Below are 25,617 nucleotides of genomic sequence, written 5' to 3' on the forward strand. Positions count from 1 at the left end.
CAATGAATAATGAATTTCTAAAATTGGCAGAAATCGATGAAGCTAACCGCCTGAAATCTTCAGGCAACCTCTTCCATGTGCTATTCAAGCGTAATGATTTTTCCATGGAACTGTTTGTCCCTCGTGGAAAAGATACCCAATCGCCTCATGCACAGGATGAAATATATGTAATTAGCAGTGGCCTGTCGAAATTCCAGCGGGGCGAAGAAATAGTGTCCGTTCGTGCCGGGGATGCGCTGTTCGTACCTGCCGGCGTGGAGCATCGCTTCTTGGAGTTCAGCGAGGACTTCCGTACGTGGGTAATATTTTTTGGGCCTGAGATCGAAAGGTAAATACCAGCGGCAACGTACTTCGTGCCTGCGAGAAAATTCTCTGAGGAAACCAACCTGGATTGTAGGAAAAGGCATCCATTAAATTTATAAACAAAAAAAAGGCGCCATAAAGGCGCCTTTTCTCAAAATGGTCGGGGTAGGGGGATTCGAACTCCCGACATCCTGCTCCCAAAGCAGGCGCGCTACCGGACTGCGCTATACCCCGGTAATAAAAAGGCGACCTTTCAGTCGCCTTCTTCGATCAGCGCTTTTGGCCTCTGATCTTAAGATCTGATTCCAGCGTGAACTGGTCTCAAAAATGGTGGGTCGTGTGGGATTCGAACCTACGACCAATTGGTTAAAAGCCAACTGCTCTACCAACTGAGCTAACGACCCAAATATGGTCGGGGTAGGGGGATTCGAACTCCCGACATCCTGCTCCCAAAGCAGGCGCGCTACCGGACTGCGCTATACCCCGGTTTGAAATTGGCTCCGTGACCAGGACTCGAACCTGGGACCCAATGATTAACAGTCATTTGCTCTACCGACTGAGCTATCACGGAACTATATATTTCAAAGTACAACATATTTCAAACTACAACATTTACCGCTGTGTAGCTTCTCTTCGACCCTGTCCGTATCGCTACGTTAGCGTCTCTGAGGCGCGCTATTCTACAATCTTAAAAACCCCTGTCAACCCTTTAAATTGCTTTTAAGACAATGATTTGCGCTTCTTTCTGATTTCTTCTTGGGGAGAAGAAACCCGTGGGCTGACGTTGCTGCGGGGCGCACTTTACAAGCCTTTGCCTTACAGTTCAACGCCCTATCGAAAAAAAAGGCCCCGCAATGCGGGGCCTCCTCTTATGGCACTGGCCGCAGGGCTTAATGGAAGACGATTTCGTCGTTCTCCACCGTCGCCTCGACGCTGGTGCCCGGCATAAAGCTGCCCGACAGGATCAGCTGTGCCAGCGGGTTCTCGATCCAGCGCTGGATCGCACGCTTCAACGGCCGCGCGCCGTATACCGGGTCGTAACCCACCGCAATCAGCTTGTCCAACGCCTCGCTGCTCAGTTCCAGGGCCAGCTCGCGCTCGGCCAGACGTGCACGCAGGCGTCCCAGCTGGATCTCGGTAATGCCGGCTATCTGATCCCGCGCCAACGGCTCGAAGATCACCACTTCGTCCACCCGGTTGATAAATTCCGGCCGGAAGTGGGTGGTCAGCGCGTCCATGACAGCGGCCCGCTGTGCCTCGCGATCGCCCACCAGCTCCTGAATCTGCGACGAGCCCAGGTTGGAGGTCATTACGATCACCGTGTTGCGAAAATCCACCGTGCGTCCGTGGCTGTCGGTCAGGCGACCATCCTCCAGCACTTGCAGCAGGATGTTGAACACATCCGGGTGCGCCTTCTCGACCTCATCCAGCAGGATCACCGAGTAGGGCTTGCGCCGTACGGCTTCGGTCAGGTAACCGCCCTCCTCATAGCCCACATAGCCTGGCGGGGCGCCGATCAGGCGAGCCACCGAGTGTTTCTCCATGAATTCGGACATGTCGATGCGCACCATGGCCTCTTCGGTATCGAACAGGAATTCAGCCAGGGCTTTGCACAGCTCGGTCTTACCCACGCCGGTAGGCCCAAGGAACATGAACGAACCACTCGGGCGATTCGGGTCGGACAACCCTGCGCGGGAACGCCGCACCGCGTTGGACACCGCCACCACCGCCTCTTCCTGACCGATCACGCGCTGGTGCAGCAGGCTTTCCATCTTCAGCAGCTTGTCGCGTTCGCCTTCAAGCATCTTCGACACCGGAATACCGGTCCACTTGGAGACCACCTCGGCAATTTCTTCCTCGGTCACCTTGCTGCGCAGCAACTGGTTCTCGCTATGGCCATGCTGGTCGACCATCTGCAGGCTGCGTTCCAGGTCCGGGATCACCCCATACTGCAACTCGGCCATGCGGTTCAGGTCGCCTTTACGGCGCGCGGCCTCCAGCTCCTGGCGCGATTGCTCGATCTTCTGCTGGATCTGCGCAGAGCCCTGCACCTCGGCTTTTTCCGAGGTCCAGATTTCCTCGAGGTCCGAATACTCGCGTTCCAGGCGCACGATTTCTTCCTGGAGTTTCTCCAGGCGTTTCTTCGCCGCGTCATCCTCTTCTTTTTTCAGCGCCTGGGATTCGACCTTCAGTTGAATCAGGCGACGGTCCAGGCGGTCGAGCACTTCCGGCTTGGAATCGATCTCCATACGGATGCGGCTGGCCGCCTCGTCGATCAGGTCGATGGCCTTGTCGGGCAACTGGCGATCAGTGATATAGCGATGGCTCAGCTTGGCCGCCGCAATGATCGCACCGTCGGTGATCGCGACTTTATGGTGAACCTCATAGCGCTCTTTCAGGCCACGCAGGATGGCGATGGTGTCTTCTTCGCTGGGCTCTTCCACCAGGACCTTCTGGAAACGTCGCTCAAGCGCCGCATCCTTTTCTATGTACTGGCGGTACTCGTTAAGCGTGGTCGCCCCGACGCAATGCAACTCGCCTCGCGCCAGGGCAGGCTTGAGCATGTTGCCGGCATCCATGGACCCCTCGCCCTTGCCCGCGCCGACCATGGTGTGCAGTTCGTCGATAAACAGAATGATCTGCCCTTCCTGCTTGGACAATTCATTAAGCAGGGATTTCAGGCGCTCTTCAAACTCGCCACGGAACTTGGCGCCGGCGATCAACGAGCCCATGTCCAGGGACAGCAGGCGCTTGCCCTTGAGCCCGTCCGGCACTTCACCGTTGATGATGCGCTGGGCCAGGCCCTCGGCGATGGCGGTTTTACCCACGCCAGGCTCACCGATCAGCACCGGGTTGTTCTTGGTGCGACGCTGCAGCACCTGGATGGTGCGGCGGATTTCGTCGTCACGGCCGATGACCGGGTCAAGCTTGCCCTCTTCGGCGCGCTTGGTCAGGTCAACGGTGTATTTATCCAGGGCCTGGCGCGATTCCTCATGATTGGGGTCATTCACCGCCTCGCCGCCACGCAGGTTGTTGATGGCGTTTTCCAGGGCTTTCTTGCTTACGCCCTGGCCCAGCAACAACTTGCCAAGCTTGCTGTTGTCGTCCATGGCGGCGAGCAGCACCAGTTCGCTGGAGATGAACTGGTCACCTTTTTGCTGGGCCAGGCGGTCGGCCTGATTCAGCAGCCGCGCCAGGTCCTGCGACATATTCACGTCGCCGGTGGGATTCTGGATTTTCGGCAGTTGGTCGAGCTCTTTGCTCAACTCCTTGCGCAGGCTGTTGACGTCAAAGCCCACCTGCATCAACAAGGGCTTGATAGAACCACCTTGCTGCTCGAGGAGCGCCTGCATCAAGTGCGCCGGTTCAATCGCCGGGTGGTCGAGACCGACGGCCAGGGACTGGGAGTCCGATAAGGCCAACTGCAATTTGCTGGTTAAACGATCAATACGCATTAGTCACCTTCCTTTTGAGCAGGCCGGAGCTATGAACAAACACATCCTGAATGAAGAAACCTGCCAGATACCCCTATAGATGGGGTGGATTCTGCGGGATTCAAGCAGTGGATGGTTGATACAGATCAGGACAGTCTAGCGGTCAAGCCAGACAAGGGAGGCGAATCGGCCCGTACGCGGGCTGCGTCGATAGGAAAAGAAACGCGGGTCGGTCACGGTGCAGTAGCCGCCACCGTAGACAGCGGTGACACCCCGCGCGGCAAGGCGCAGGCGTGCAAGTTGATAGATGTCGGCCATGAACTTGCCGGGATTACGGCTGGGAACAAAGGCTTGGGCAGTTGCCGGCAGTTGCTGCATGAACGCTTCACGCACCTCGGGACCGACTTCAAAGGCCTGCGGGCCGATGGCCGGACCGAGCCAGACCAGAACGTCGGCGGGCGGGCTCTCAAGGCTTTCGAACGCCGCCTCCAGCACCCCTGCCGCCAACCCACGCCAACCGGCATGAGCCGCCGCAACACGGGTACCTGCTCGATTGCAGAACAATGCAGGCAGGCAATCGGCCGTCATGGCGGTGCAGGCGATGCCCGGTGTGCTGGTCCAACTGCCATCGGCTTCGGCGATCCGGCCCGGATCGGCCTCGACCACCGTGGTGCCGTGGACCTGGCGCAACCAGGCCGGCTGGATATCGAACGCTGCGGTAAGGCGACGACGATTTTCCAGGACGGCCTCAAGGCTGTCCTCCACATGGTCGCCCAGGTTGAGGCTGTCGAACGGCGCCACACTGACGCCGCCCGCACGGGTGGTGACGCAGGCTTTGACCTGAGACGGCGCGGGCCAGTCAGGTATCAGCCAGTCACTCATCCGACAAACGCCTCGCGATCCTGCTTGAGCAGCGACAACAGCCACACCAGATCGTCCGGAAGCGGCGATTCCCAGCTCATGCGCTTACCGCTCGTCGGATGATCCAGCTCCAGGAAGCGTGCATGCAGTGCCTGGCGCGGGAACGTCTTGAGCGATTCAACCATGGTCTGGCTGGCCGCAGGCGGAATGCGGAAGCGACCACCGTAGGCCGGATCGCCGACCAACGGGAAGTTGATGTGGGCCATGTGCACGCGGATCTGGTGAGTTCGACCGGTTTCCAGCTTGACCCGCACATGAGTGTGGGAACGGAAACGCTCCAGCACGCGATAGTGGCTGACGGCCTGCTTGCCGCCCTCCATCACCGCCATGCGCTGGCGCTGCTGGCCGTGGCGACCAATAGGTGCATTGATCTTGCCACCGGCCACCACGACGCCGATCACGATGCATTCGTAGATCCGGCTGACGCTGCGACTCTGCAATTGAGTAACAAGTTGCGTCTGCGCCTGAATGGTCTTGGCCACCACCATCAAGCCGGTGGTGTCCTTGTCCAGACGGTGCACGATGCCGCAGCGCGGCACGTTGATGATGTCCGGCACGTGGTGCAACAGGGCATTGAGCAAGGTGCCATCAGCGTGCCCGGCCGCCGGGTGAACCACCAGGCCTGCGGGTTTGTTGATGACCAGGATGTCATCGTCTTCATAGACGATATCCAGCTCGATGTCCTGGGCGACCCACTCTCCCTGGGCTTCCTGCTCGGCAGTCAGCTCAAGAATCGCACCGCCATGCACTGTGTCTCGCGGGCGGATAACCGCTCCATCCACAGTCAGGCGGCCGTCTTTGATCCAGGCGGAAAGGCGCGAGCGCGAGTGCTCAGCGAATAATTGTGCGGCGACTTGATCGAGGCGTTGGCCGCCCAATTCGGACGGCACCTCTGCGCGAAGTTCAATTTTATCGGACATGCTCAGACTAGGCGTGGCACAGCCTTTGGTTTCGGCTGCGCGCTTGTGGTTAAATACGGCGTCTTTTGCCCCGAGGCTTTCAACGGGGCGCTCATCATAACAGGACGGCCCCGCCCAAGACAGCGGCCGTCATAGGGACGCAAGCCGCCATGCAAGTGAAACACCTGCTGCTGATCGCCATCCTCGCCATGACTGCTGCTTGCTCGTCAACCAAGGACGTCGTCGACGAAAACCTGAGCGAAGTCGAGCTTTACCAGCAAGCTCAGACAGACCTGGATAACAATAGCTACACCAGCGCCACAGCTAAGCTCAAGGCACTGGAGTCGCGGTATCCGTTCGGACGCTATGCCGACCAGGCCCAGCTCGAGCTGATCTACGCCAACTATAAAAACGCCGAGCCGGAAGCTGCCAAGTCCGCTGCAGAGCGTTTTATCCGCCTGCATCCGCAGCATCCGAACGTGGACTACGCCTACTACATGAAGGGCCTGACCTCGTTCGACCAGGACGTTGGCCTGCTGGCGCGCTTCCTGCCGCTGGACATGACCAAGCGCGACCCGGGCGCAGCACGCGACTCCTACAACGAGTTCGCCCAGCTGACCAGCCGCTACCCGAACAGCCGCTACGCGCCGGACGCCAAGCAGCGCATGATCTACCTGCGCAACCTGCTGGCTTCCTACGAGATCCACGTGGCCCATTACTACCTGACCCGTCAGGCGTACGTGGCCGCTGCCAACCGTGGCCGTTATGTGGTGGAGAACTTCCAGGAAACCCCTTCCGTGGGTGACGGCCTGGCCGTGATGACCGAGGCTTACCAGCGCTTGCACCTGGATCAGCTGGCGACCACCAGCCTGGAAACCCTGAAGCTCAACTACCCGGACCACCCGAGCCTGAAAGACGGCCAGTTCGTGCCTCAGGTTGACGAAGCCGACAACCGTTCGTGGCTGAGCAAGTACACCCTGGGCCTGATCGAGTCCCGTCCGCCGCTGCCGCCAGGCGAAACACGCGCCAACCAGGACGTGATCAAGCAGTATCAGGACGCCAAGGACGCGATTCCTTCGGACCTCAAGCCGCACGACGAGAACGGCGACGTGATCGAAGAAGAAGAGCCGCAAGCCCTGGGTAACAACCAGGACCGCTCGTGGTTCAGCTACATGACCTTCGGCGTGTTCGACTGACCGTTCGACGCAACGCAAAAGGGAGCTCTCAGGAGCTCCCTTTTTCATGGGCGAGTATTTATTGCGCTGTGCGCCCATGGCCACCTTGGCTAAACTGGCGCATTCCTTATCGAGAAACTGCCCATCATGCTTCGTCTATTGTTCTGGATCGCCGTCATTGCCGCCGCGGTATGGCTCTGGCGCAAATTCAAAAACCCTGCCGCCAGACAACCCCGCGCCGGCGAACCCAATGCCGCCTTGATGGTGCGTTGCGCCCATTGCGGCGTGCACGTGCCGCAGGATCGGGCGCTGAGCTCGGGCCAGCAATGGTATTGCACCCAGGCGCATCTGCAGCAGGGGCCGAAGTCTATCCAGCGCTGACTCGACCGGCGGGCGCGTAAGGAGCCGGATCGATAATCGGCGCATGCCCCAGCAGCAAGTCGGCAAATAGCTGGCAGGACGCCGGGGCAAGCACCAGGCCATTGCGGTAATGCCCGCAATTGAGCCACAAGCCGTTGAAGCCGGGTACCTCGCCGATATACGGGATACCTTCCGGCGAGCAGGGCCGCAACCCCGCCCAGTGCCCCACCACCTCGGCGCCCGCCAGGGCGGGAAGCAGTTCCACCGCAGAGGCCTTGAGACTCTCCAGCGCGCTTATCGTCGGCGTCTTGTCGAATCCCTCATGCTCCAGGGTGCTGCCAATCAGAATATGCCCATCCCGCCGCGGGATCGCATAACGCCCTTTAGCCAGGACCATGCTCGACAAGAAGTCAGACGCGCATTTGTAGAGGATCATCTGGCCCTTGACCGGCTCAACGGGCAGTGACAAGCCCAGTTTTCTCAGCAAATCCCCGCTCCAGGCACCCGCTGCGAGCACGACCTGATCACCCGTCATGGCGCCGGCGCTCGTATTCACGCCGACCACGGTGTCGCCCTGCAAAATAAAGCCATCGACTTCGCACTGCTCGTGAATCATCACATCGGGCAGCGCCGACAACGCCGCCTTGAGGGATTTGACCAGGCGCGGGTTACGCACATTGGCCACATCGGCCATGAAGACCGCCTGCGAATATCCGCCGCCCAGCGCCGGAACTGCATCATGGGCCGCCGATACGTCCACTTTGCTCAAGGGCCTGCCCTCTCGCGCAGCCCAGGCCAGGGCATCGGCTTCGTCATCCAGGTCGAGCCAGTACAGACCTGTGGTGTGAACCTCGGGATCGACGCCGGTCGCAGCGAACAGACGTTGTGCCAGTTGCGGGTAGAAATCCTGGGACCAATGGGCCAAAGCGGTCACCGCCGGGCTATAGCGCCATGGATACAACGGCGAAACAATCCCGCCGCCAGCCCAGGAAGACTCCTGCCCAAGCCCGCCGCGCTCCAGCAATATGACCGCCTGCCCCCGGTTCGCCAGGTTGTATGCCGTCAACAAACCCATCACGCCGCCGCCGACAATCACTACTCGCTGTTGCTTAGCCATCATTTGATCCAGCCGATAAAAAGGGAAAAGCGCGCCCGGCGCCCATTCATCCAGCACTCTCATCACTGCCCCCAGCATGCCTTGAGCGGCATTTGCGGCACCGCTCCCGGATTGCTGCGCATACCGGTGCTGGTCAAGCTGAATTGGCCGCAGGCGTCGTCCGCCATGACTGAGTGCGGGGCAGGCGTGGCGAGCAAGACAAAATCATGAGGGTTCAATACGGCGCTGATTCTATAGTGATCATTGCCTGTACTGACGCCGCCTGCATCAATAAAAGTGCCGTTGCGCGTGTAAAAACGCTGCAGATGGTGAGCCTGCTCGCTCAGCAGCGCGACGACTTGCACCCGATACACCTTTTTTACCTGGTCGGTGTATCCGGGGTAAGCGATCCCGGCCAGCAACGCGATGATCGCCACCGCGATCAACAACTCGATCAGGGTAAAGCCCTGGCTATCCATGCCCATTGAATTGCTCCTTATTGAAGTTGCCGCCATAAGACTCGCCTAAACCGCGCGCCGTCGCCCTCCCCCACCCGCGCATACACCGTCTCAAGCACCGTGCGCGACTGGCCACCCAGCCCCACGGCCGTCACCCGAAAGAGCGCGGCCGGGATAAGCGGCGGTAAATGCGCCTGGCCCATCCCCACGCCCAGGGATTGAATGCCATACACCCCGTCCTTGAACGCCACCCAATTCACCGCAGAGATCGGATTTGGCCCAGGGCCAACCACCGAAAATGCCTCCGCGGGCGGCGCGCAGCTGATGATCGAGTGGCAAGGTGGCGGCGCAGGTCCGCCCCTGCGCAACGCCGACTCCCCCAGTCGCAGGCCGCTTTCGGCCGTCTGGAACGACTGATTACGCTGCCATAGGCTACTGGCGACCTTCTGCTGAGAGATCGCGCCCTGCATGGATGACAACCCCACCAGTGACAGCAACAGCAGAAAGACCAGGCTGATCAGCAATACCATCCCCGCCTGGCGCACAGGGCTCCCCCCACTCATGATCATCGCCCTACTCCAGCCGGTTGCGCAGTGCGGCCACGACGCTGTAGGCCTGATCCTTCACTCGCCCGGTCGGGTCCTGCAGGGTCATGCGGATGCGCACGCTGCGTATCAACGATGCGTCGGCCGGGTGGCTGTCGTAGCGCGCCACGTCCGTCGATTCAGGCCCGGCGGCTACCCCGAAACTGATCTCGAAGGCCCGCACGTTGTCTATCAGCACCGCCTTGGCCGGTGCCGACGGGGTACTGATCTTCAACTGTCCCCCCTCATGGGTGTAGGTGAGCTCACGTATGGCAAACCGAACCTGGCCGGGCGCGACCACAGGCGGCGTGCCGGCGTAAGCCTGTGCCGCGTCCCTGCAGTCGGACACCACCGTCCAGTCTGGCTTGCCGGCACCGTCGCCGGTATTGGCGGTTACCAGCGTCAGTGACGTTGCGCTTGCCGACATTTGCCAGCCAATCGGTCGATCAAAGGTCGCCGGGGCGTTGTCGATAAACGCCGGGGCCAAACATCCCAGCATGCCTGCCTGGCGAATATCCTGGACCAGCTTGCTCAGGGCGAATCGCGCATCATCCTGCAGCACCGTAGCGGCCTGCTGGCTGGCCTGGGTCAGCCGCGCACCGATCAGCACCTGGCTCGCGCCAAGGATCAGCACCAGCCCGACGGCCAGCGCCAGCAGCAACTCCACCAGCCCGAAACCACGTGCGGGACGGTTCATTGCGATCTGCCTTGCCCACTGGCGATACGGCTGCTCAGGGTGAAGGTTTGCCGCGCACCCAGGCTGCTCTCCAACCTGGCGTCTTCCCACGTGATGCTGATAGTGACTTCATTGCCGCTGACCGCCACGGCACCTTTGGCGTCCTTGCCGGCAAAACCTATGATATTGGCCTCGAAATCATGCAAGTCCAGGTCACGCACGCTGGCGGTCGAGGTGCCGGGCGGCGCGTGTTCGGCTTGGGCCCAGGCGTAATCGACCCCGGCATTGGCGCGAATTCGATCGAGCATATCGTAGGCAATGAAACTGGCCTGGCTGGTCATCCGTGCATTGTCGGTGTATTTGAGCGCGTTGAGCTGGAGAGCCGCGGCCCCCAGCAGTCCGATAGCCAGGACCAGCACCGCTACCAGTACCTCGATCAGGGTCATGCCGGCTTGAGGTCGATGAACTGCGCGTAGAAATAAAGTGTTGCTGCACAAAGGCATTACCGTCGTCGTCCATGTCGAGGGCCGTAGAAAAACAGCAGAACCCTGCTGTACGCCCCAAGACTAGCGCCGGTTTTTGGCGGCTGCCGCTATCGGAACAAAGGGAAATACATTGGACGTAAAGGCCATCATTCAGCATCAGGGAGCAAACGCTATACCTATGCCTGTCACTTAAAGATCAACCGCATCCACGGAGGGACGCACATGACACAACGAGGGTTCACCTTGATCGAATTACTGCTGGGGCTGATCGTCACGGGCGTTCTGGCGCAACTGGCCATACCCGGCTTCAAGGGTTTGCTGGAATCGCAGCAGCAACAAAGCGTGGCCCGGTCACTGGCCGACGGGCTGCGTTATGCGCGAACGGAGGCGATCGCACGCAGTCGTGCAGTGGTCATTCATGCAAGGGAGCAAGACTGGAGCCAGGGCTGGCGGGTGATCCTGGATATCAGTGGTCGCGGCCATCTGGATGACGAGAATCCGGTGCTGCTGGAGCGACAGGACAGCGGGCGCGTGCCGGTGGCCGGTAACGGCCCGGTCAGCAGCCAGGTGCGTTTCAGCGCGTTGGGGGAGCCGGTGTTTGCGGGCGGCGGGTTTCGTGCCGGCACCGTGCATGTGTGCGACGCGACGCAGGCACAAAGCCTGTATCAGATAGTGCTGGCGCCAAGTGGACGCGTCAGCCTGCGCAGTGACAAGACCGAGCAGGCGTTATGCGGTGGTTGAGCGAGCCGGGTTCAGAGCAGCAAGCGCACCCGCAGTTCCTTGGGCATCGAAAACGTAATGTTTTCTTCGCGCCCCGCCAACTCATCGGCACCGGTGGCCCCCCAGGCGTGCAATTGCTGGATGACGCCACGCACCAGGACTTCCGGGGCCGAGGCGCCCGCCGTGATGCCGATGCGCTCGACACCGTCGAACCAGCTACGCTGCATATCCTCGGCGCCATCGATCAGGTACGCCGGTGTCGCCATACGCTCGGCCAGCTCACGCAAGCGATTGGAGTTGGAGCTGTTGGGGCTGCCGACCACCAGCACCACATCGCACTCGTCGGCCAGTTGCTTGACCGCGTCCTGGCGGTTTTGCGTGGCGTAGCAGATGTCGTCCTTGCGTGGGCCGCCAATGGCCGGGAATCGCGTGCGCAGGGCATCGATAACGCGGCTGGTGTCGTCCATGGACAAGGTGGTCTGGGTAACGAACGCCAAGCGCTCCGGGTTCTGCACTTGCAGGTTGGCGACGTCTTTTTCGTCTTCCACCAGGTAGATGGCGCCGCCATTGCTGGCGTCGTACTGGCCCATGGTGCCTTCGACTTCCGGATGACCGGCGTGGCCGATCAGGATGCATTCACGTCCATCACGGCTGTAGCGCGCCACCTCGATGTGCACCTTGGTCACCAGCGGGCATGTGGCATCGAATACTTTCAGGCCACGGCCGGACGCTTCGGTGCGCACGGCCTGGGAGACACCGTGGGCGCTGAAGATAACGATGACATCGTCAGGCACCTGGTCGAGTTCTTCGACGAAGATGGCCCCGCGAGCACGCAGATCTTCAACCACGAACTTGTTGTGGACGACTTCATGCCGCACGTAAATCGGCGGGCCGAAGACTTCCAGGGCGCGGTTGACGATTTCGATCGCCCGGTCCACACCGGCACAGAAGCCACGGGGGTTGGCGAGTTTGATTTGCATGCTGTGCCTCGTGTCTTGCCATGTAGGAGCGAGCTTGCTCGCGAAAATTTCACAGGCACCGCGATCATTCAGGATGCCAGGATTATCGTTGAAGACCTTCGGGAGCAAGCTCGCTCCTACAATAGGCCGGAATCGTCAGTTAGAGCGCTTTAACGTCGATGATTTCAACATCAAAGGTCAGTGTCTTGCCGGCCAACGGGTGGTTGAAGTCGATGGTCACTTGCGTGTCATCGAAGGCTTTGACCACGCCGGGCAATTCCGTATTCGCCGCGTCATTAAAGATCACCAGCAGGCCTTCCGACAGCTCCATGCCTTCGAACTGCGAACGCGGGATGATCTGCACGTTTTGCGGGTTGGGCTGGCCAAAGGCATTTTCCGGCAGGATCTGCAGGTTGCGCTTGTCGCCGGCCTTGAAGCCGAACAGTGCCGCTTCAAAACCCGGCAACAAATTACCGTCACCGACCTTGAAGGTCGCCGGGGCTTTGTCGAAGGTGCTGTCGACCGTGTCGCCATTCTCCAGGCGCAATGCGAAATGCAAAGTGACTTCCGTGTTCTGGCCGATGCGTTGCTCAGCCAATACCTGATCAGTCATTGACGGTCTCTCCGGTTTTCTTGCTCTTGAACATGTCCAGCGCCAGCATGATTGCGCCGACGGTGATAGCGCTGTCGGCAAAGTTGAACGCCGGGAAGTAATGGCGGTTCTGCCAGTGCACCAGGATGAAATCGATCACATGGCCCAGGGCAACGCGGTCGTACAGGTTACCCAGCGCGCCGCCCAGCACCAGGGCCAGCGCGATGGCCAGCCAGGTGTCATCCCGGCCCAGGCGCTTGAGCCAGACCACCAGCACCGCACTGACCACCACGGCGATCACCGCAAACAGCCAGCGCTGCCAGCCACCGCCATCAGCGAGAAAGCTGAAGGCCGCACCGGTGTTGTAGGCCAGGGTCCAACTGAAATAATCCGGGATCACCACGATCTGCTGGAACATCTCCAGGCTGCCCTCGAAATGAGCCTTGCTGACCTGGTCGATGACCAGCACCAGCACGCTCAATACGAGCCAGCCCAGACGTCCGAAACGACTGGCAGCGTTAGGCATAGTGACGAACCTCGCCTTCACCGCTGATGTTATCGACGCAACGACCGCAGATTTCCGGATGCTCGGGGTTCACGCCGACATCTTCACGGCAGTGCCAGCAACGGGCGCATTTAGGGAAGGCCGACTTGACCACCTTGAGCTTCAGGCCCGGTACATCGGTGGCCACGGCATCTGCCGGAGCCTGGGCGAAAGGCGCCAGGCTTGCGGTGGAGGTGATCAACACAAAGCGCAGTTCATTGCTCAGCTTGGCGAGGTCGGCGGTCAGGCCGTCCTCGGCAAACAGGGTGACTTCGGCTTGCAGGTTGCCACCCACGGCCTTGGCCGCGCGCTGCACTTCCAGCTCCTTGTTCACCGCAACCTTCACGGCCATCACGCCTTCCCAATACTCGCGGCCGAGTTCGAAGTCGGCCGGCAGTTCGGTCAAGCCTTCATACCAGGTGTTGAGCATGACGGACTCGTTACGCTCGCCCGGCAGGTACTCCCACAATTCGTCGGCGGTGAACGCCAGGATCGGTGCGATCCAGCGCACCAGCGCTTCGCTGATGTGGTACAGCGCGGTCTGCGCCGAACGGCGCGCCTTGCTGTTGGCACCGGTGGTGTACTGGCGGTCCTTGATGATGTCGAGGTAGAAACCACCGAGCTCCTGCACGCAGAAGTTGTGGATCTTGGAATAGACATTCCAGAAGCGATACTCGCCGTAGTGTTCCTGCAACTCGCGCTGCAGCAACAGGGCGCGGTCCACGGCCCAACGGTCGAGGGCGAGCATGTCCTCGGCCGGCAGGATGTCGGTGGCCGGGTTGAAACCGGTCAGGTTCGACAGCAGGAAGCGCGCGGTATTACGGATGCGACGGTAGGCATCGGCGCTGCGGGCCAGGATCTGGTCGGAGACGGCGATCTCGCCTGAGTAATCGGTCGAGGCGACCCACAGACGCATGATGTCGGCGCCCAGGGTGTCGTTGATCTTTTTCGGCTCGATCACGTTCTTCAACGACTTGGACATCTTGCGGCCGTTTTCGTCGACGGTGAAGCCGTGGGTCAACAGCTCCCGGTACGGCGCGTGGTTGTCGATGGCGCAACCGGTCAGCAGCGACGAGTGGAACCAGCCGCGGTGCTGGTCCGAACCTTCCAGGTACAGGTCGGCACGCGGGCCGGTCTCGTGGCCCATCGGGTGCGAACCGCGCAGCACGTGCCAGTGAGTGGTGCCCGAGTCGAACCATACGTCGAGGGTGTCGCTGATCTTGTCGTACTGCGGCGCTTCATCACCGAGCAACTCGGCAGCGTCCATCTTGAACCAGGCTTCGATGCCTTCCTGTTCAACGCGCTGGGCCACGAGCTCCATCAACTCGACGGTACGTGGGTGCAGTTCGCCGCTTTCCTTGTGCAGGAAGAACGGGATCGGCACGCCCCAGTTACGCTGGCGGGAGATGCACCAGTCCGGACGGTTGGCGATCATCGAGTGCAGGCGCGCCTGGCCCCAGGCCGGGACGAACCTGGTGCCTTCGACGGCCTTGAGCGAGCGTATGCGCAGGGTTTCGCCGCTGGTCGGCTCTTTGTCCATGCCGATAAACCACTGCGCGGTAGCGCGGTAGATCAACGGGGTCTTGTGGCGCCAGCAGTGCATATAGCTGTGCTGGATGGTGGCGGTTTGCATCAGCGCACCGACTTCACGCAGCTTTTCGATGATTGCAGGGTCGGCCTTGAAGATGAACTGGCCGCCGAAGAACTCCAGCGACGGCACGTACACGCCGTTGCTCTGCACCGGGTTGATGATGTCATCGTTGACCAGCCCGTATTTCTTGCAGATCACGAAGTCGTCCACGCCGTAGGCAGGCGAGCAGTGAACGATGCCAGTACCCGAACCCAGTTCGACGTAGTCAGCCAGGTACACCGGCGACAGGCGGTCGTAGAACGGATGACGGAAGTTGATCAGTTCCAGCGCGGAGCCGGTGGTGGTGGCGATCACCGAACCTTGCAGCTCGTAACGCGCCAGGCAAGGCTCGACCATTTCTTCGGCCAGCACCAGCAGGCGATCGCCAACATCCACCAGCGCGTAGGTGAACTCGGGGTGCACGTTCAGCGCCTGGTTGGCAGGGATGGTCCATGGCGTGGTGGTCCAGATCACGATGGCCGCCGGCTTGGCCAGCGATGCCAGGCCAAAGGCCTCGGCCAGCCTGGCCTCATCGGCAATAGGGAAGGCCACGTCGATGGTCGAGGACTTCTTGTCTTCGTACTCGACTTCCGCCTCGGCCAGGGCCGAGCCGCAGTCGAAGCACCAGTTCACGGGCTTGAGGCCCTTGAACACGAAACCGCCCTTGACGATTTCGGCCAGGGCGCGGATTTCACCGGCCTCGTTCTTGAAATTCATGGTTTTGTAAGGGTTGTCCCACTCGCCCAGGACACCCAGGCGGATGAATTCGGACTTCTGCCCTTCGATCTGCTCGGTGGCGTAGGCACGGCACAGTTCGCGGGTTTTATCCGCGCCCAGGTTCTTGCCGTAGGTCACTTCGACTTTGTGTTCGATCGGCAGGCCATGGCAATCCCAACCCGGGACATACGGCGCGTCGAAGCCCGACAGGGTCTTCGAACGCAGGATCATGTCCTTGAGAATCTTGTTCAGCGCGTGACCGATGTGAATGGTGCCGTTGGCATAAGGAGGGCCGTCGTGCAGGACGAATTTCGGACGATCCTTGCCAATTTCGCGCAACTTTCCGTACAGGCCAATACTGTCCCAGCGCTGCAGGATCTGCGGTTCGCGCTGTGGCAGGCCGGCCTTCATTGGGAAGGCGGTGTCCGGAAGGTTTAGCGTGGCTTTATAGTCGGTCATTTAAGGCTCTTCGGTTAGCGATGGGCGCTAGGTGCGGCTAGTGCACGGGCGGCGGCGACATCCGCATTGATCGCCGTTTTCAACGCCTCAAGGGAGGCGAAACGCTGCTCTTCACGCAGCTTCTGGTGGAAAACCACCGTTAAACGCCGGTCATACAAGTCACCGGCAAAATCCAAAAGGTGAACTTCCAGGTGGGCCTTGCCATCACCTGCAACCGTGGGCCTGACGCCTATGTTGGCGACTCCCGGCCACGATTGGCCGTCGATGTCGACACTCACCAGGTAGACCCCGGTCAGCGGCACACGACGGCGCTTGAGTTGCACGTTGGCGGTTGGCGTGCCCAGTTGGCGCGCCAGCTTCTGGCCGTGCAGTACCCGCCCGGCGATGCGGAACGGGCGACCGAGCAAACGCTCGGCCAAGGCGAAGTCGGCAGCGGCTAGGGCATTACGCACCTGGGTACTGCTCACGCGCAGGCCGTCCAGTTCGACGGTTTGCGCGGCTTCGACGGTAAAACCCTGGTTGACGCCGGCGTGTTGCAGGAAATCGAAATCGCCTACCCGGTCGCAACCAAAACGGAAGTCGTCGCCGACCTCCAGATGCTGCACGCCGAGACCATCGACGAGGATGCGGTCGACAAACTCGGCGGCGCTGAGGCTTTGCAGGCGCTGGTTGAAAGCCAGGCAGAGGACGCGGTCCACGCCTTCTTCAGCCAGCAGTTGCAGTTTGTCTCGCAGGCGGGCCAGGCGGGCCGGCGCCGTTTCCGGGGTGAAGAACTCCCGCGGCTGTGGCTCAAAAATCACCACGCAGCTGGGCACGCCCAACTCGACCGCACGCTCGCGCAGCCTGGCCAGGATAGCCTGGTGGCCACGGTGAACACCGTCAAAGTTGCCAATGGTGGCGACGCAGCCCCGGTGCTCGGGGCGCAGGTTGTGGAGACCTCGAACCAGCTGCATAACGCGCTTCTTGCTCATAAAGTGGTCGATTATAACCACACCCGGCCCCGGACGACAGGCAACAGCGCAGGCCAAATGGATCGATTCGATAAAACAGCCGTTTTATCGCGGCAAACTCTCTACCCCAGCGACTTGCGATTGAAATCGCGCAGGCGAAAACCCTGCAGCAGCAACATCCCGAAGTACACCACCACGCCAGCCATTACCAGCACGCCCAGGCGCATGAAGCGCTCCAGCATATGGCCCTGGTCCCAGGCCGGCATCACGTGCATCAGCGCAAACAGCACGGCCGACATCGCCGCGACCGCCACGAGCAACTTGAGGGTGAACGCGCCCCAGCCGGGCTGCGGTTGGTACATCTGCTGCTTGCGCAGTTGATAAAACAGCAGGCCGGCATTGATACAGGCACCGGCACTGATCGCGAGCGCCAGGCCGGCATGGGCCAGCGGGCCGATAAACACCAGGTTGAGCAGTTGCGTGACGATCAGAGTGAAGATCGCGATCTTCACCGGTGTACGGATGTTTTGCTGGGCATAGAAGCCCGGCGCAAGCACCTTGATCACAATAATGCCGAGCAACCCCACGGAGTACGCCACCAGCGCATGCTGGGTCATCAGGGCGTCGTACGCGTCGAATTGCCCGTATTGAAACAGCGAGACCGTCAAGGGTTCGGCCAGGATTCCCAGGGCCAGGGAGCACGGCAGCACCAGCAGGAAGCACAGGCGCAGGCCCCAGTCGAGAATGCGCGAGTATTCCTGGCGGTCCTTGCTCGCATAGGTGCGCGCCAGGGTCGGCAGCAAAATAGTGCCCAGGGCCACCCCGAGCACGCCGGACGGCAACTCCATCAGGCGGTCGGCGTAGTACATCCACGACACCGAACCGGATACCAGCAACGACGCGAACGCCGTATTGATGATCAGGGAAATCTGACTGACGGACACACCGAGGATCGCCGGCAACATATTGCGCATCACGCGCCAGACGCCGGTGTCCTTGAGGTTCAGGCGTGGCAGCACCAGCATGCCGATCTTTTTCAAATGCGGCAGCTGGTAGAGCAGTTGTGCCAGGCCGCCGGCCAGGACGGCCCACCCCAGGGCCATCACCGGCGGATCGAAGTACGGCGTGAGGAACAGCGCGAAGATAATCATGCTGACGTTAAGCAGCGTCGGCACGAAGGCCGGCACCGAGAAACGATTCCAGGTATTGAGAATCGCCCCGGCAAGCGATGACAGCGAGATCAGCAATATATAAGGAAAGGTCACGCGCAGCAGATCAGTGGTCAGTGCGAACTTTTCCGGGGTATTGGCAAAGCCGGGAGCCGTGGCCCAGATCACCCAGGGCGCGGCGAGCATGCCGAGCACGGTCACCAGCATCAACACCAGTGTCAGAAGGCCCGAGACATAGGCGATAAAGGTGCGGGTCGCCTCCTCCCCCTGTTGAGTCTTGTATTCGGCCAGGATCGGCACGAAGGCCTGGGAGAACGCGCCTTCGGCGAAAATCCGGCGCAACAGGTTGGGCAGTTTAAAGGCAATGAAGAAGGCGTCCGTGGCCATGCTGGCGCCAAAAATGCGTGCCAGCAGGGTGTCACGCACAAACCCCAAAACCCGGGAGATCATCGTGATAGAGCTGACGGCAGCCAACGATTTGAGCAGATTCATTGAAAGAGTTTGCGCCTATAGATAAAGAGCAGGCGAACAAAGCGCCTACTTATGCGATACTGCGCGCCTGCAACAGCACAGCGCCAAAGCTCGCGAGTTTACAGGTCAAGCGCCGGAAATAAATCACCCGCCTCTTCAGATCGACCACTCAGCAGTTCGCATCAGCCGCTCTTGACAACCCATCAAGTCATCGGCATGATTCGCGGCCTATTTTGTTTGCTATTTCCTAAAAAGTCTTTCGAGGAGCTCGACGGTGGCCAACACACCTTCCGCCAAAAAACGTGCAAAACAGGCTGAGAAGCGTCGCAGCCACAACGCCAGCCTGCGTTCCATGGTTCGTACCTACATCAAGAATGTAGTTAAAGCCATCGACACCAAAGACGCTGAAAAAGCCCAAGCTGCTTACGTTCTGGCCGTGCCAGTTATCGACCGTATGGCCGATAAAGGCATCATCCACAAGAACAAGGCCGCTCGTCATAAGAGCCGCCTGAATGGCCACATCAAGGCTCTGAACGTTGCTGCTGCAGCCTAAGTGGTAACAACTGCCACGTGACCTCAGGTTGCGTAACAGTTAAGAAATGCCCCGTACCGAAAGGTCCGGGGCATTTTTGTTTTCTGGAATATGTGGGAGGGGGCTTGCCCCCGATGGCGGTGTATCAGTAAGAAATACTTTGACTGACACACCGTCATCGGGGGCAAGCCCCCTCCCACATTTGAACTCCAGTGTTTTCTTGAGCACAAAAAAACGCCCCGAACCAGTCGGGGCGTTCTTGCTACCGATTGATCAAACCACAATCAATGGTGATGACCGCCTTCACCGTGAACGTGGCCGTGAGCCACTTCTTCCTGGGAAGCGTCGCGAATGGCAACGATCTTCACCTGGAAGTTCAGGCGCTGGCCAGCCAGAGGGTGGTTACCGTCAACGGTCACGTCGTCGCCGTCCAGGTCGCGGATGGTCACGATCTGCATTTGGCCGTCCGGCGCGGAAGCGTGGAACTGCATGCCGACTTCCAGCTCATCAACACCTTCGAACATGCTGCGGCTCAAGGTGCTGACCAGTTCGGCGGAGTATTCGCCGTAGGCATCTTCAGGCTCGACGGCAACGGTCAGTTCATCACCGACTGCCTTGCCTTCCAGCGCCTTTTCCAGGCCAGGGATGATGTTACCCGCGCCTTGCAGGTAGACCAGCGGCGCGCCGCCGGCGGAGCTGTCGATGACCTCACCAGCGTCGTTGGTCAGGGTATAGTCGATGGAGACAGCCTTGTTAGCGGCGATCGTCATGGGGCGAGACCTTTTGCATAAGAATGAAGAACGGACAAGTCTAAACAAGGATTTGTCCGAAAGCGAACAGAACCCGGACGGACGGGACCGACCAACGGTCTCGACGATAACCGGATTCCACCAGGACGACGACCTGCACTGGGTCGCCGAGCTGTCCTGCGGCCACACCCAGCATCTGCGCCACCAGCCGCCGTGGCAGTCGCGCGCCTGGGTGCTCGACCCCGCGCAACGCCTTGAAAAAATAGGCCAACCCTTTGCCTGCGGCTGGTGTGCGCAACAGCACGAATAACGATAACCTTGGCGCCTGATTCGCGGTAGGTGCTCAAGCATAGAGCGCCACCCCAGCCATGCACCTCCAGAGAATTCGCATGCAGACTTTTTTTATCGCGCCCACCGATTTTGGTGTGGGCCTGACCTCCATCAGCCTTGGGCTGGTGCGTACCCTGGAACGAGCCGGGCTGAAAGTCGGTTTTTTCAAACCGATTGCCCAGCCACACCCTGGCGATACCGGCCCCGAGCGCTCCACCGAACTGGTGGCGCGCACTCACGGCCTGAAACCGCCCCAACCCCTGGGCCTGGCCCATGTGGAGCGCATGCTCGGCGACGGCCAGCTGGATGAGTTGCTCGAAGAAATCATCACGCTGTACCAGCAAGCCGCCGTGGGCAAGGACGTGCTGATCGTCGAAGGCATGGTGCCGACCCGCAGCGCCAGTTACGCGGCCCGGGTCAACCTGCACCTGGCCAAGAGCCTGGATGCGGAAGTGATCCTGGTCTCGGCCCCGGAAAACGAAGTGCTCACCGAACTGTCCGGTCGCGTGGAACTGCAGGCTCAACTGTTCGGCGGCCCGAAAGACCCGAAAGTACTCGGCGTCATCCTTAACAAGGTGCGCACCGACGAAAGCATGGAGGCGTTCTCGGCGCGTCTCAAGGAGCACTCGCCGTTGTTGCGCAGCGGTGATTTCCGCTTGCTCGGCTGCATTCCCTACCAGCCGGAACTCAACGCGCCGCGCACCCGCGACGTGGCCGACCTGATGGGTGCGCAGATCCTCAATGCCGGCGACTACGAAACCCGGCGCATGACCAAGATCATCATTTGCGCGCGCACCATGCGCAACACCGTGGAGCTGCTCAAGCCCGGCGTACTGGTCGTAACACCCGGCGATCGCGACGACATCATCCTCGCCGTGAGCCTGGCCGCGATCAACGGCGTGCCGCTGGCCGGCCTGCTGCTGACCAGCGACACCCTGCCCGACCCGCGCATCATGGAGCTGTGCCGCGGTGCATTCCAGGCCGGGTTGCCGGTGCTGTCGGTGAGCACCGGCTCCTACGACACCGCCAACCAGCTCAATAGCCTCAACAAGGAAATCCCCATCGATGACCGCGAGCGCGCGGAGATCATCACCGACTTCGTCGCCAGCCACCTCGATGCACGCTGGCTGCACCAACGCTGCGGCACGCCACGGGAGATGCGCCTGTCCCCTGCGGTATTCCGCTACCAGTTGATCCAGCGCGCCCAGGCTGCCAACAAGCGCATCGTGTTGCCCGAAGGCAGCGAGCCGCTGACCGTGCAGGCCGCTGCGATCTGCCAGGCGCGGGGCATTGCGCGCTGCGTGCTGCTGGCCAAGCCGGCGGACGTGGAAGCCGTCGCTCGCGCCCACGGCATCGATTTGCCCGAAGGCCTGGAGATTCTCGACCCGGACCTGATCCGCCAGCGCTACGTCGAGCCCATGGTTGCCCTGCGCAAGAGCAAGAGTTTGAACGCGCCGATGGCCGAGCAACAGTTGGAAGACACCGTGGTGATCGCCACCATGATGCTCGCCCTGGACGAAGTGGACGGCCTGGTCTCCGGTGTTATCCACTCCACCGCCAATACCATCCGCCCTGCCCTGCAGCTGATTAAAACAGCGCCGGGCTGCACCCTGGTGTCGTCGGTGTTCTTCATGCTGTTCCCCGAGCAGGTGCTGGTGTACGGCGACTGTGTGATGAACCCGCACCCCAGCGCTGCGGAGCTGGCGGAAATTGCCCTGCAAAGCGCCGACTCGGCGGCCGCGTTCGGCATCGCCCCGCGCGTGGCGATGATCAGTTATTCCAGCGGCGATTCGGCCAGCGGCGAGGAAGTGGAAAAAGTCCGCGAGGCCACCCTGCTCGCCCACGAACAGCAAAGCTCACTGCTGATCGACGGCCCGCTGCAATACGACGCTGCCGCCAACGAAAGCGTGGCCCGACAATTGGCGCCCAACAGCCAGGTCGCCGGCAAGGCCACGGTATTCGTGTTCCCCGACCTGAACACCGGCAACACCACCTACAAAGCCGTGCAGCGCAGCGCCGATTGCGTGAGCCTGGGGCCGATGCTCCAGGGCCTGCGCAAACCGGTCAACGACCTGCCACGCGGCGCCCAGGTGGACGACATCGTATACACCATCGCCCTCACCGCGATCCAAGCCGCCAACCGACCTATGGATATCTAAATGCTGGATTTTCTACCTGCCGCCGTACGTGGGGTGATCGCGTCCCTGCTGCTGGCACTGAACACGATCCTGCTGTGCTCGTTCCTGTTTATCGTCGCGCTGTTCAAGGCGCTGCCCTTCGCCAAGCGCTTCAGCGAATGGTTGATGAATCACACCCACGAAGCCTGGGTCACCAACAACAAGGGCTGGATGAATCTGGTGCGGCGCACGCGTTGGCACCTGAGCGGCCTCGAAGGCCTGGATTACCAGCATTCGTATCTGGTCACCAGCAACCATCAGAGCTGGGTCGACATCATGGTGCTGCAATACGTGCTCAATCGACGGATTCGCCCGCTGAAGTTCTTTCTCAAGCAGGAACTGATCTGGGTCCCGGTGATTGGCCTGGCGTGGTGGGCCCTGGGCTTTCCGTTCATGAAGCGCTACAGCAAGGCTTACCTGGAAAAACACCCGGAAAAGAAAGGCAAGGACCTGGAAACCACTCGCAAGACCTGTGCGAAGTTTCGCGACAACCCCGTGGGCATCTTTAACTTCGCCGAGGGCACGCGGTTTACCCCGGGCAAGCACGCGCAACAGAAGTCGCCGTTTCGCTATCTGCTCAAGCCCAAGGCCGGCGGAATCGCGTTTGTGCTGGATGCCATGGGTGAGCAATTGAAGTCACTGGTGAATGTGACTATCCACTACCCGGCCGGGCGTCCGGGGTATTGGGATTTGCTGTGCGGAAATGTGAAGGACGTGCTGGTGCAGTTCGAAGAAGTGCGGATTCCGGCCGAGTTTATTGGCAGGAATTATGAGCAGGATGGGGAGTATCGGTTGGCGTTCCAGGGCTGGATCAACCAGCTGTGGGAAGACAAGGATGCCTTGCTGGACAAGCTGCACACCGATTTCCCAGACAAAAGATGAGCAAAATGTGGGAGGGGGCTTGCCCCCGATAGCGGCCTCTGGGTTGGGCGGGATGTTGGATTGGGTTGAGTACATATCCGTTTCTGCGGTAACGGCTGCTAATGGTTCCGCTTTTACAGCGGCTCACTTTTGAAAAGCGCAAAAGTAAGCAAAACGCTCTTGCCCCACCACTCGGCACCTCGCTTGGGCTCGGTGTGCCCGAACGAAGGCTTGAATCCGTGGGCCGCCGCGGATTCAAGCCTTCGTTCGGCCAGCGTGGTTTAACGGGGCGCCTGAGATCAAAAGCAGATCAAGAGCGGCTCGCTTCGCATCGTGGTTACGGTTGGGCGCTGCTGAGTTGTGTAGATACCTATGCCCCGATTACCGAGTGTCAGTCACTGCATCTTTTGACTGACACACCGCTATCGGGGGGCAAGCCCCCTCCCACATTTGACCGAGTACTGGTTTAGATCGCGCCGCGCTGGCGCAACAGTTCCAGCACTTGCTTGACGCTGTCTTCCAGCGACAGGGCCTGGGTGTCGATCACCAGGTCGGCATTCAATGGCACGTCGTACGGGAACGACTCACCCGGGATGTTATCCCCACCGGCAGCGTACAGACCTTGCGGATCACGCTCGGCGCACACCAATGGCGACGCTTGCACGTACACCGTCAGCAGGCGATCGCTGCCAATCAGCGCCTTGGCCTGTTCACGACCTTCGGCATCCGGGGCGACGAACGCGGCCAGGGTCAGCAGGCCGGCTTCGTTGAACTGGCGCGCCACGTGAGCGGCACGCCGCCAGTTTTCGGTACGCCCGGCGCGGTCCTGCGGCAGCCCTTTGTTCAGGTCGTGACGCAGGTTCTGGCCGTCCAGTACGAACACCGCACGGCCCATGTCGAACAGCTTGCGCTCAACCGCGTAAGCCAAGGTGCTCTTGCCGGCGCCGGACAGGCCGCTGAACAACACCGTGGCCGGCTGCTGGCCGAAGCGCAGGGCACGTTCTTCGGTGGCCACATGGGCCAACTTGCCGTGCTGCGCCGCGCTGCCATGGGTCACGGGCGGGGCAATGATCATGCCCGCCGCAACGGTGCCATTGGTCAAACGGTCGATGACGATAAAGGCGCCGGTGGTGCGGTTGCTGTCGTAACCGTCCAGGGCGATGGCGGCGTCCAGGCTGACCTTGACCCGGCCAATCTCGTTCAACTGCAGGGAACTGGCCGGGCCTTCGGCCAGGGTGTTCACGTCCACACGGTGCACGATGCTGGTGATGGAACCCGGCACGTAGCTGGTGGCGCGCTTGATGTCGTATTTCTTGCCCGGCAGCATCGGCTCCTCGGCCATCCACACCAGCATGGCGTCGAAGGCGTCGGTCACTTGCGGCACGTTGTCGGCGTGTACCAGCAGGTCGCCACGGGAGATATCGATCTCGTCTTCCATGGTCAGCGTCACCGCTTGACCGGGACCTGCGTGTTCCAACTCGCCCTCGAACGTGACGATGGATTTGACGCGGCTGCTCTTGCCCGACGGCAGCACCACGACTTCGTCGCCCTTGTGCACGATGCCGCTGGCCAGGGTGCCGGCAAAACCACGGAAGTTCAGGTTCGGACGATTGACGTACTGCACCGGGAAACGCAGGTCGGTGTAGTTGCGGTCGTTGGCGATCTCGACGGTTTCGAGGATCTCCATCAGCGACTGACCGGTGTACCAGGGCGAACGCTCGCTCTTGTTCACCACGTTGTCGCCCTTGAGCGCCGACATCGGCACAAAGGCCAGGGTGCTCGGCTTGAAGGCGATGCCGTCGGCGAACTTGAGGTAATCGGCCTTGATCGACTCGAACACGCTTTGGTCAAAGCCGTTGATGTCCATCTTGTTGACGGCGACCACGATGTGCTTGATACCCAGCAGCGAGGCGATGAAGCTGTGGCGACGGGTCTGGGTCTGCACGCCGTAGCGGGCGTCGATCAGGATGATCGCCAGGTCACAGGTGGAGGCGCCGGTAGCCATATTGCGGGTGTACTGCTCATGGCCCGGGGTGTCGGCGATGATGAATTTGCGCTTGGCGGTGGAAAAGTAGCGGTAGGCCACATCGATAGTGATGCCCTGCTCACGCTCGGCCTGCAGGCCGTCGACCAGCAAGGCCAGGTCAATGTCATCGCCAGTGGTGCCGGATTTTTTCGAATCGCGGGTGATGGCTTCCAGGTGATCTTCGTAGATCATCTTGGAGTCGTGCAGCAGGCGCCCGATCAGGGTGCTCTTGCCGTCGTCGACGTTGCCACAGGTCAGAAAGCGCAACATTTCCTTGCGCTCGTGCTGGCCCAGGTAGGCGAGGATGTCCTCGCTGATCAAATCAGATTGATGCGACATG

Annotated in this window: 23 protein-coding genes, 4 tRNA genes and 1 pseudogene; 8 read left to right on the top strand and 20 right to left on the bottom strand. The window is 60.6% G+C overall.

The annotated features are described in order from the left end of the window. Positions 1–2 precede the first annotated feature (2 nt). Positions 3–332 carry a cupin domain-containing protein gene (locus BFQ00_RS01390; protein ID WP_065932406.1) on the top strand — a complete coding sequence of 110 codons (330 nt, stop codon included), beginning with the start codon at positions 3–5 and terminating at the stop codon, positions 330–332. A 128-nt stretch (positions 333–460) separates the two neighbouring features. Here the strand turns inward: BFQ00_RS01390 and BFQ00_RS01395 are convergent. The 7 genes from BFQ00_RS01395 to rluD all read right to left on the bottom strand — a co-directional run bounded on the left by BFQ00_RS01395 (position 461) and on the right by rluD (position 5,578). After that, positions 461–537 (bottom strand) — tRNA-Pro (locus tag BFQ00_RS01395). A 94-nt stretch (positions 538–631) separates the two neighbouring features. Next, a tRNA-Lys gene (locus BFQ00_RS01400) sits at positions 632–707 on the bottom strand. A gap of 5 nt (positions 708–712) precedes the next feature. After that, positions 713–789: transfer RNA gene (locus BFQ00_RS01405), tRNA-Pro, on the bottom strand. Positions 790–798: 9 nt separating this feature from the next. Continuing rightward, positions 799–874, bottom strand: a tRNA-Asn gene (locus tag BFQ00_RS01410). Positions 875–1,193: 319 nt separating this feature from the next. Continuing rightward, positions 1,194–3,758, bottom strand: a complete 2,565-nt coding sequence (gene clpB / locus BFQ00_RS01415) for an ATP-dependent chaperone ClpB (protein WP_065887998.1) — start codon at positions 3,756–3,758, stop codon at positions 1,194–1,196. 135 nt (positions 3,759–3,893) lie between these two features. Continuing rightward, on the bottom strand, positions 3,894–4,619 hold the full coding sequence (pgeF, locus tag BFQ00_RS01420) for a peptidoglycan editing factor PgeF (RefSeq protein WP_065932407.1): 726 nt from the start codon (positions 4,617–4,619) through the stop codon (positions 3,894–3,896). Then, on the bottom strand, positions 4,616–5,578 hold the full coding sequence (gene rluD, locus BFQ00_RS01425) for a 23S rRNA pseudouridine(1911/1915/1917) synthase RluD (protein ID WP_057725842.1): 963 nt from the start codon (positions 5,576–5,578) through the stop codon (positions 4,616–4,618). The genes pgeF and rluD overlap by 4 nt, the downstream gene beginning before the upstream one ends. A 149-nt stretch (positions 5,579–5,727) precedes the next feature. Here rluD and BFQ00_RS01430 point away from each other — a divergent pair, with 149 nt between their 5' ends. Both BFQ00_RS01430 and BFQ00_RS01435 read left to right on the top strand, forming a co-directional pair. Next, on the top strand, positions 5,728–6,753 hold the full coding sequence (locus BFQ00_RS01430; RefSeq protein WP_065932408.1) for an outer membrane protein assembly factor BamD: 1,026 nt from the start codon (positions 5,728–5,730) through the stop codon (positions 6,751–6,753). Positions 6,754–6,879: 126 nt separating this feature from the next. Then, positions 6,880–7,113 (top strand): PP0621 family protein, encoded by a 234-nt coding sequence (locus BFQ00_RS01435; RefSeq protein ID WP_065932409.1) that lies wholly within the window; start codon positions 6,880–6,882, stop codon positions 7,111–7,113. Here the strand turns inward: BFQ00_RS01435 and thiO are convergent. The 5 genes from thiO to pilV all read right to left on the bottom strand — a co-directional run bounded on the left by thiO (position 7,100) and on the right by pilV (position 10,409). Beyond that, positions 7,100–8,209: a glycine oxidase ThiO gene (gene thiO, locus BFQ00_RS01440; RefSeq protein ID WP_065932470.1), complete on the bottom strand. Its 1,110-nt coding sequence runs from the start codon at positions 8,207–8,209 to the stop codon at positions 7,100–7,102. The two genes, BFQ00_RS01435 and thiO, sit on opposite strands and share 14 nt — an antisense overlap. 62 nt (positions 8,210–8,271) lie before the next feature. After that, positions 8,272–8,673, bottom strand: coding sequence for a type IV pilin protein (locus BFQ00_RS01445; protein ID WP_065932410.1), 402 nt, complete (start codon positions 8,671–8,673; stop codon positions 8,272–8,274). Positions 8,674–8,684: 11 nt separating this feature from the next. Further along, a complete protein-coding gene (locus tag BFQ00_RS01450; protein WP_065932411.1) occupies positions 8,685–9,215 on the bottom strand; it encodes a pilus assembly PilX family protein in 531 nt (176 codons plus the stop codon). Between the two features lie 4 nt (positions 9,216–9,219). Then, complete coding sequence (locus BFQ00_RS01455; RefSeq protein WP_065932412.1) at positions 9,220–9,927, bottom strand: PilW family protein; 708 nt, start codon at positions 9,925–9,927, stop codon at positions 9,220–9,222. Further along, complete coding sequence (gene pilV, locus BFQ00_RS01460; RefSeq protein ID WP_065932413.1) at positions 9,924–10,409, bottom strand: type IV pilus modification protein PilV; 486 nt, start codon at positions 10,407–10,409, stop codon at positions 9,924–9,926. The genes BFQ00_RS01455 and pilV overlap by 4 nt, the downstream gene beginning before the upstream one ends. Positions 10,410–10,613: 204 nt before the next feature. Here pilV and BFQ00_RS01465 point away from each other — a divergent pair. Then, positions 10,614–11,190: pseudogene (locus tag BFQ00_RS01465) on the top strand (GspH/FimT family pseudopilin). On the opposite strand, the gene ispH reads toward BFQ00_RS01465, so the two are convergent. The 6 genes from ispH to murJ all read right to left on the bottom strand — a co-directional run bounded on the left by ispH (position 11,144) and on the right by murJ (position 18,623). After that, positions 11,144–12,091, bottom strand: coding sequence for a 4-hydroxy-3-methylbut-2-enyl diphosphate reductase (gene ispH / locus BFQ00_RS01470; protein ID WP_065932414.1), 948 nt, complete (start codon positions 12,089–12,091; stop codon positions 11,144–11,146). The pseudogene BFQ00_RS01465 and the gene ispH overlap by 47 nt on opposite strands. A gap of 139 nt (positions 12,092–12,230) precedes the next feature. After that, complete coding sequence (locus BFQ00_RS01475; protein ID WP_170827526.1) at positions 12,231–12,668, bottom strand: FKBP-type peptidyl-prolyl cis-trans isomerase; 438 nt, start codon at positions 12,666–12,668, stop codon at positions 12,231–12,233. A 7-nt stretch (positions 12,669–12,675) separates the two neighbouring features. Further along, positions 12,676–13,188 carry a signal peptidase II gene (gene lspA / locus BFQ00_RS01480; protein ID WP_065932416.1) on the bottom strand — a complete coding sequence of 171 codons (513 nt, stop codon included), beginning with the start codon at positions 13,186–13,188 and terminating at the stop codon, positions 12,676–12,678. Continuing rightward, positions 13,181–16,012, bottom strand: coding sequence for an isoleucine--tRNA ligase (gene ileS / locus BFQ00_RS01485; protein ID WP_065932417.1), 2,832 nt, complete (start codon positions 16,010–16,012; stop codon positions 13,181–13,183). Before ileS ends, lspA begins: the two co-directional genes overlap by 8 nt. Positions 16,013–16,026: 14 nt before the next feature. After that, entirely contained in the window at positions 16,027–16,965 is a 939-nt protein-coding gene (gene ribF, locus BFQ00_RS01490) for a bifunctional riboflavin kinase/FAD synthetase (RefSeq protein ID WP_065888011.1), read from the bottom strand. Positions 16,966–17,084: 119 nt separating this feature from the next. Continuing rightward, a complete protein-coding gene (gene murJ, locus BFQ00_RS01495) occupies positions 17,085–18,623 on the bottom strand; it encodes a murein biosynthesis integral membrane protein MurJ (protein ID WP_065932418.1) in 1,539 nt (512 codons plus the stop codon). A 253-nt stretch (positions 18,624–18,876) separates the two neighbouring features. On the opposite strand from murJ, the gene rpsT reads away from it, so the two are divergent. Beyond that, entirely contained in the window at positions 18,877–19,155 is a 279-nt protein-coding gene (rpsT, locus tag BFQ00_RS01500) for a 30S ribosomal protein S20 (RefSeq protein ID WP_003171647.1), read from the top strand. Between the two features lie 263 nt (positions 19,156–19,418). On the opposite strand, the gene BFQ00_RS01505 is transcribed toward rpsT, so the two are convergent. Next, on the bottom strand, positions 19,419–19,904 hold the full coding sequence (locus tag BFQ00_RS01505) for an FKBP-type peptidyl-prolyl cis-trans isomerase (RefSeq protein ID WP_003171645.1): 486 nt from the start codon (positions 19,902–19,904) through the stop codon (positions 19,419–19,421). Here BFQ00_RS01505 and BFQ00_RS01510 point away from each other — a divergent pair. The 3 genes from BFQ00_RS01510 to BFQ00_RS01520 all read left to right on the top strand — a co-directional run bounded on the left by BFQ00_RS01510 (position 19,903) and on the right by BFQ00_RS01520 (position 23,272). Beyond that, entirely contained in the window at positions 19,903–20,193 is a 291-nt protein-coding gene (locus tag BFQ00_RS01510; RefSeq protein WP_122463691.1) for a DUF3565 domain-containing protein, read from the top strand. The two genes, BFQ00_RS01505 and BFQ00_RS01510, sit on opposite strands and share 2 nt — an antisense overlap. Positions 20,194–20,272: 79 nt before the next feature. After that, entirely contained in the window at positions 20,273–22,372 is a 2,100-nt protein-coding gene (gene pta / locus BFQ00_RS01515) for a phosphate acetyltransferase (protein ID WP_065888013.1), read from the top strand. Continuing rightward, entirely contained in the window at positions 22,373–23,272 is a 900-nt protein-coding gene (locus BFQ00_RS01520) for an acyltransferase (RefSeq protein ID WP_065932419.1), read from the top strand. Between the two features lie 445 nt (positions 23,273–23,717). Here the strand turns inward: BFQ00_RS01520 and cysN are convergent, their stop codons facing one another. Continuing rightward, positions 23,718–25,616, bottom strand: coding sequence for a sulfate adenylyltransferase subunit CysN (gene cysN / locus BFQ00_RS01525; protein ID WP_065932420.1), 1,899 nt, complete (start codon positions 25,614–25,616; stop codon positions 23,718–23,720). Position 25,617 lies beyond the last annotated feature (1 nt).

The organism is Pseudomonas sp. 28 E 9 (genome assembly GCF_900004785.1).
In the GTDB taxonomy this organism is placed as follows: Bacteria; Pseudomonadota; Gammaproteobacteria; order Pseudomonadales; family Pseudomonadaceae; genus Aquipseudomonas; species Aquipseudomonas orientalis_A.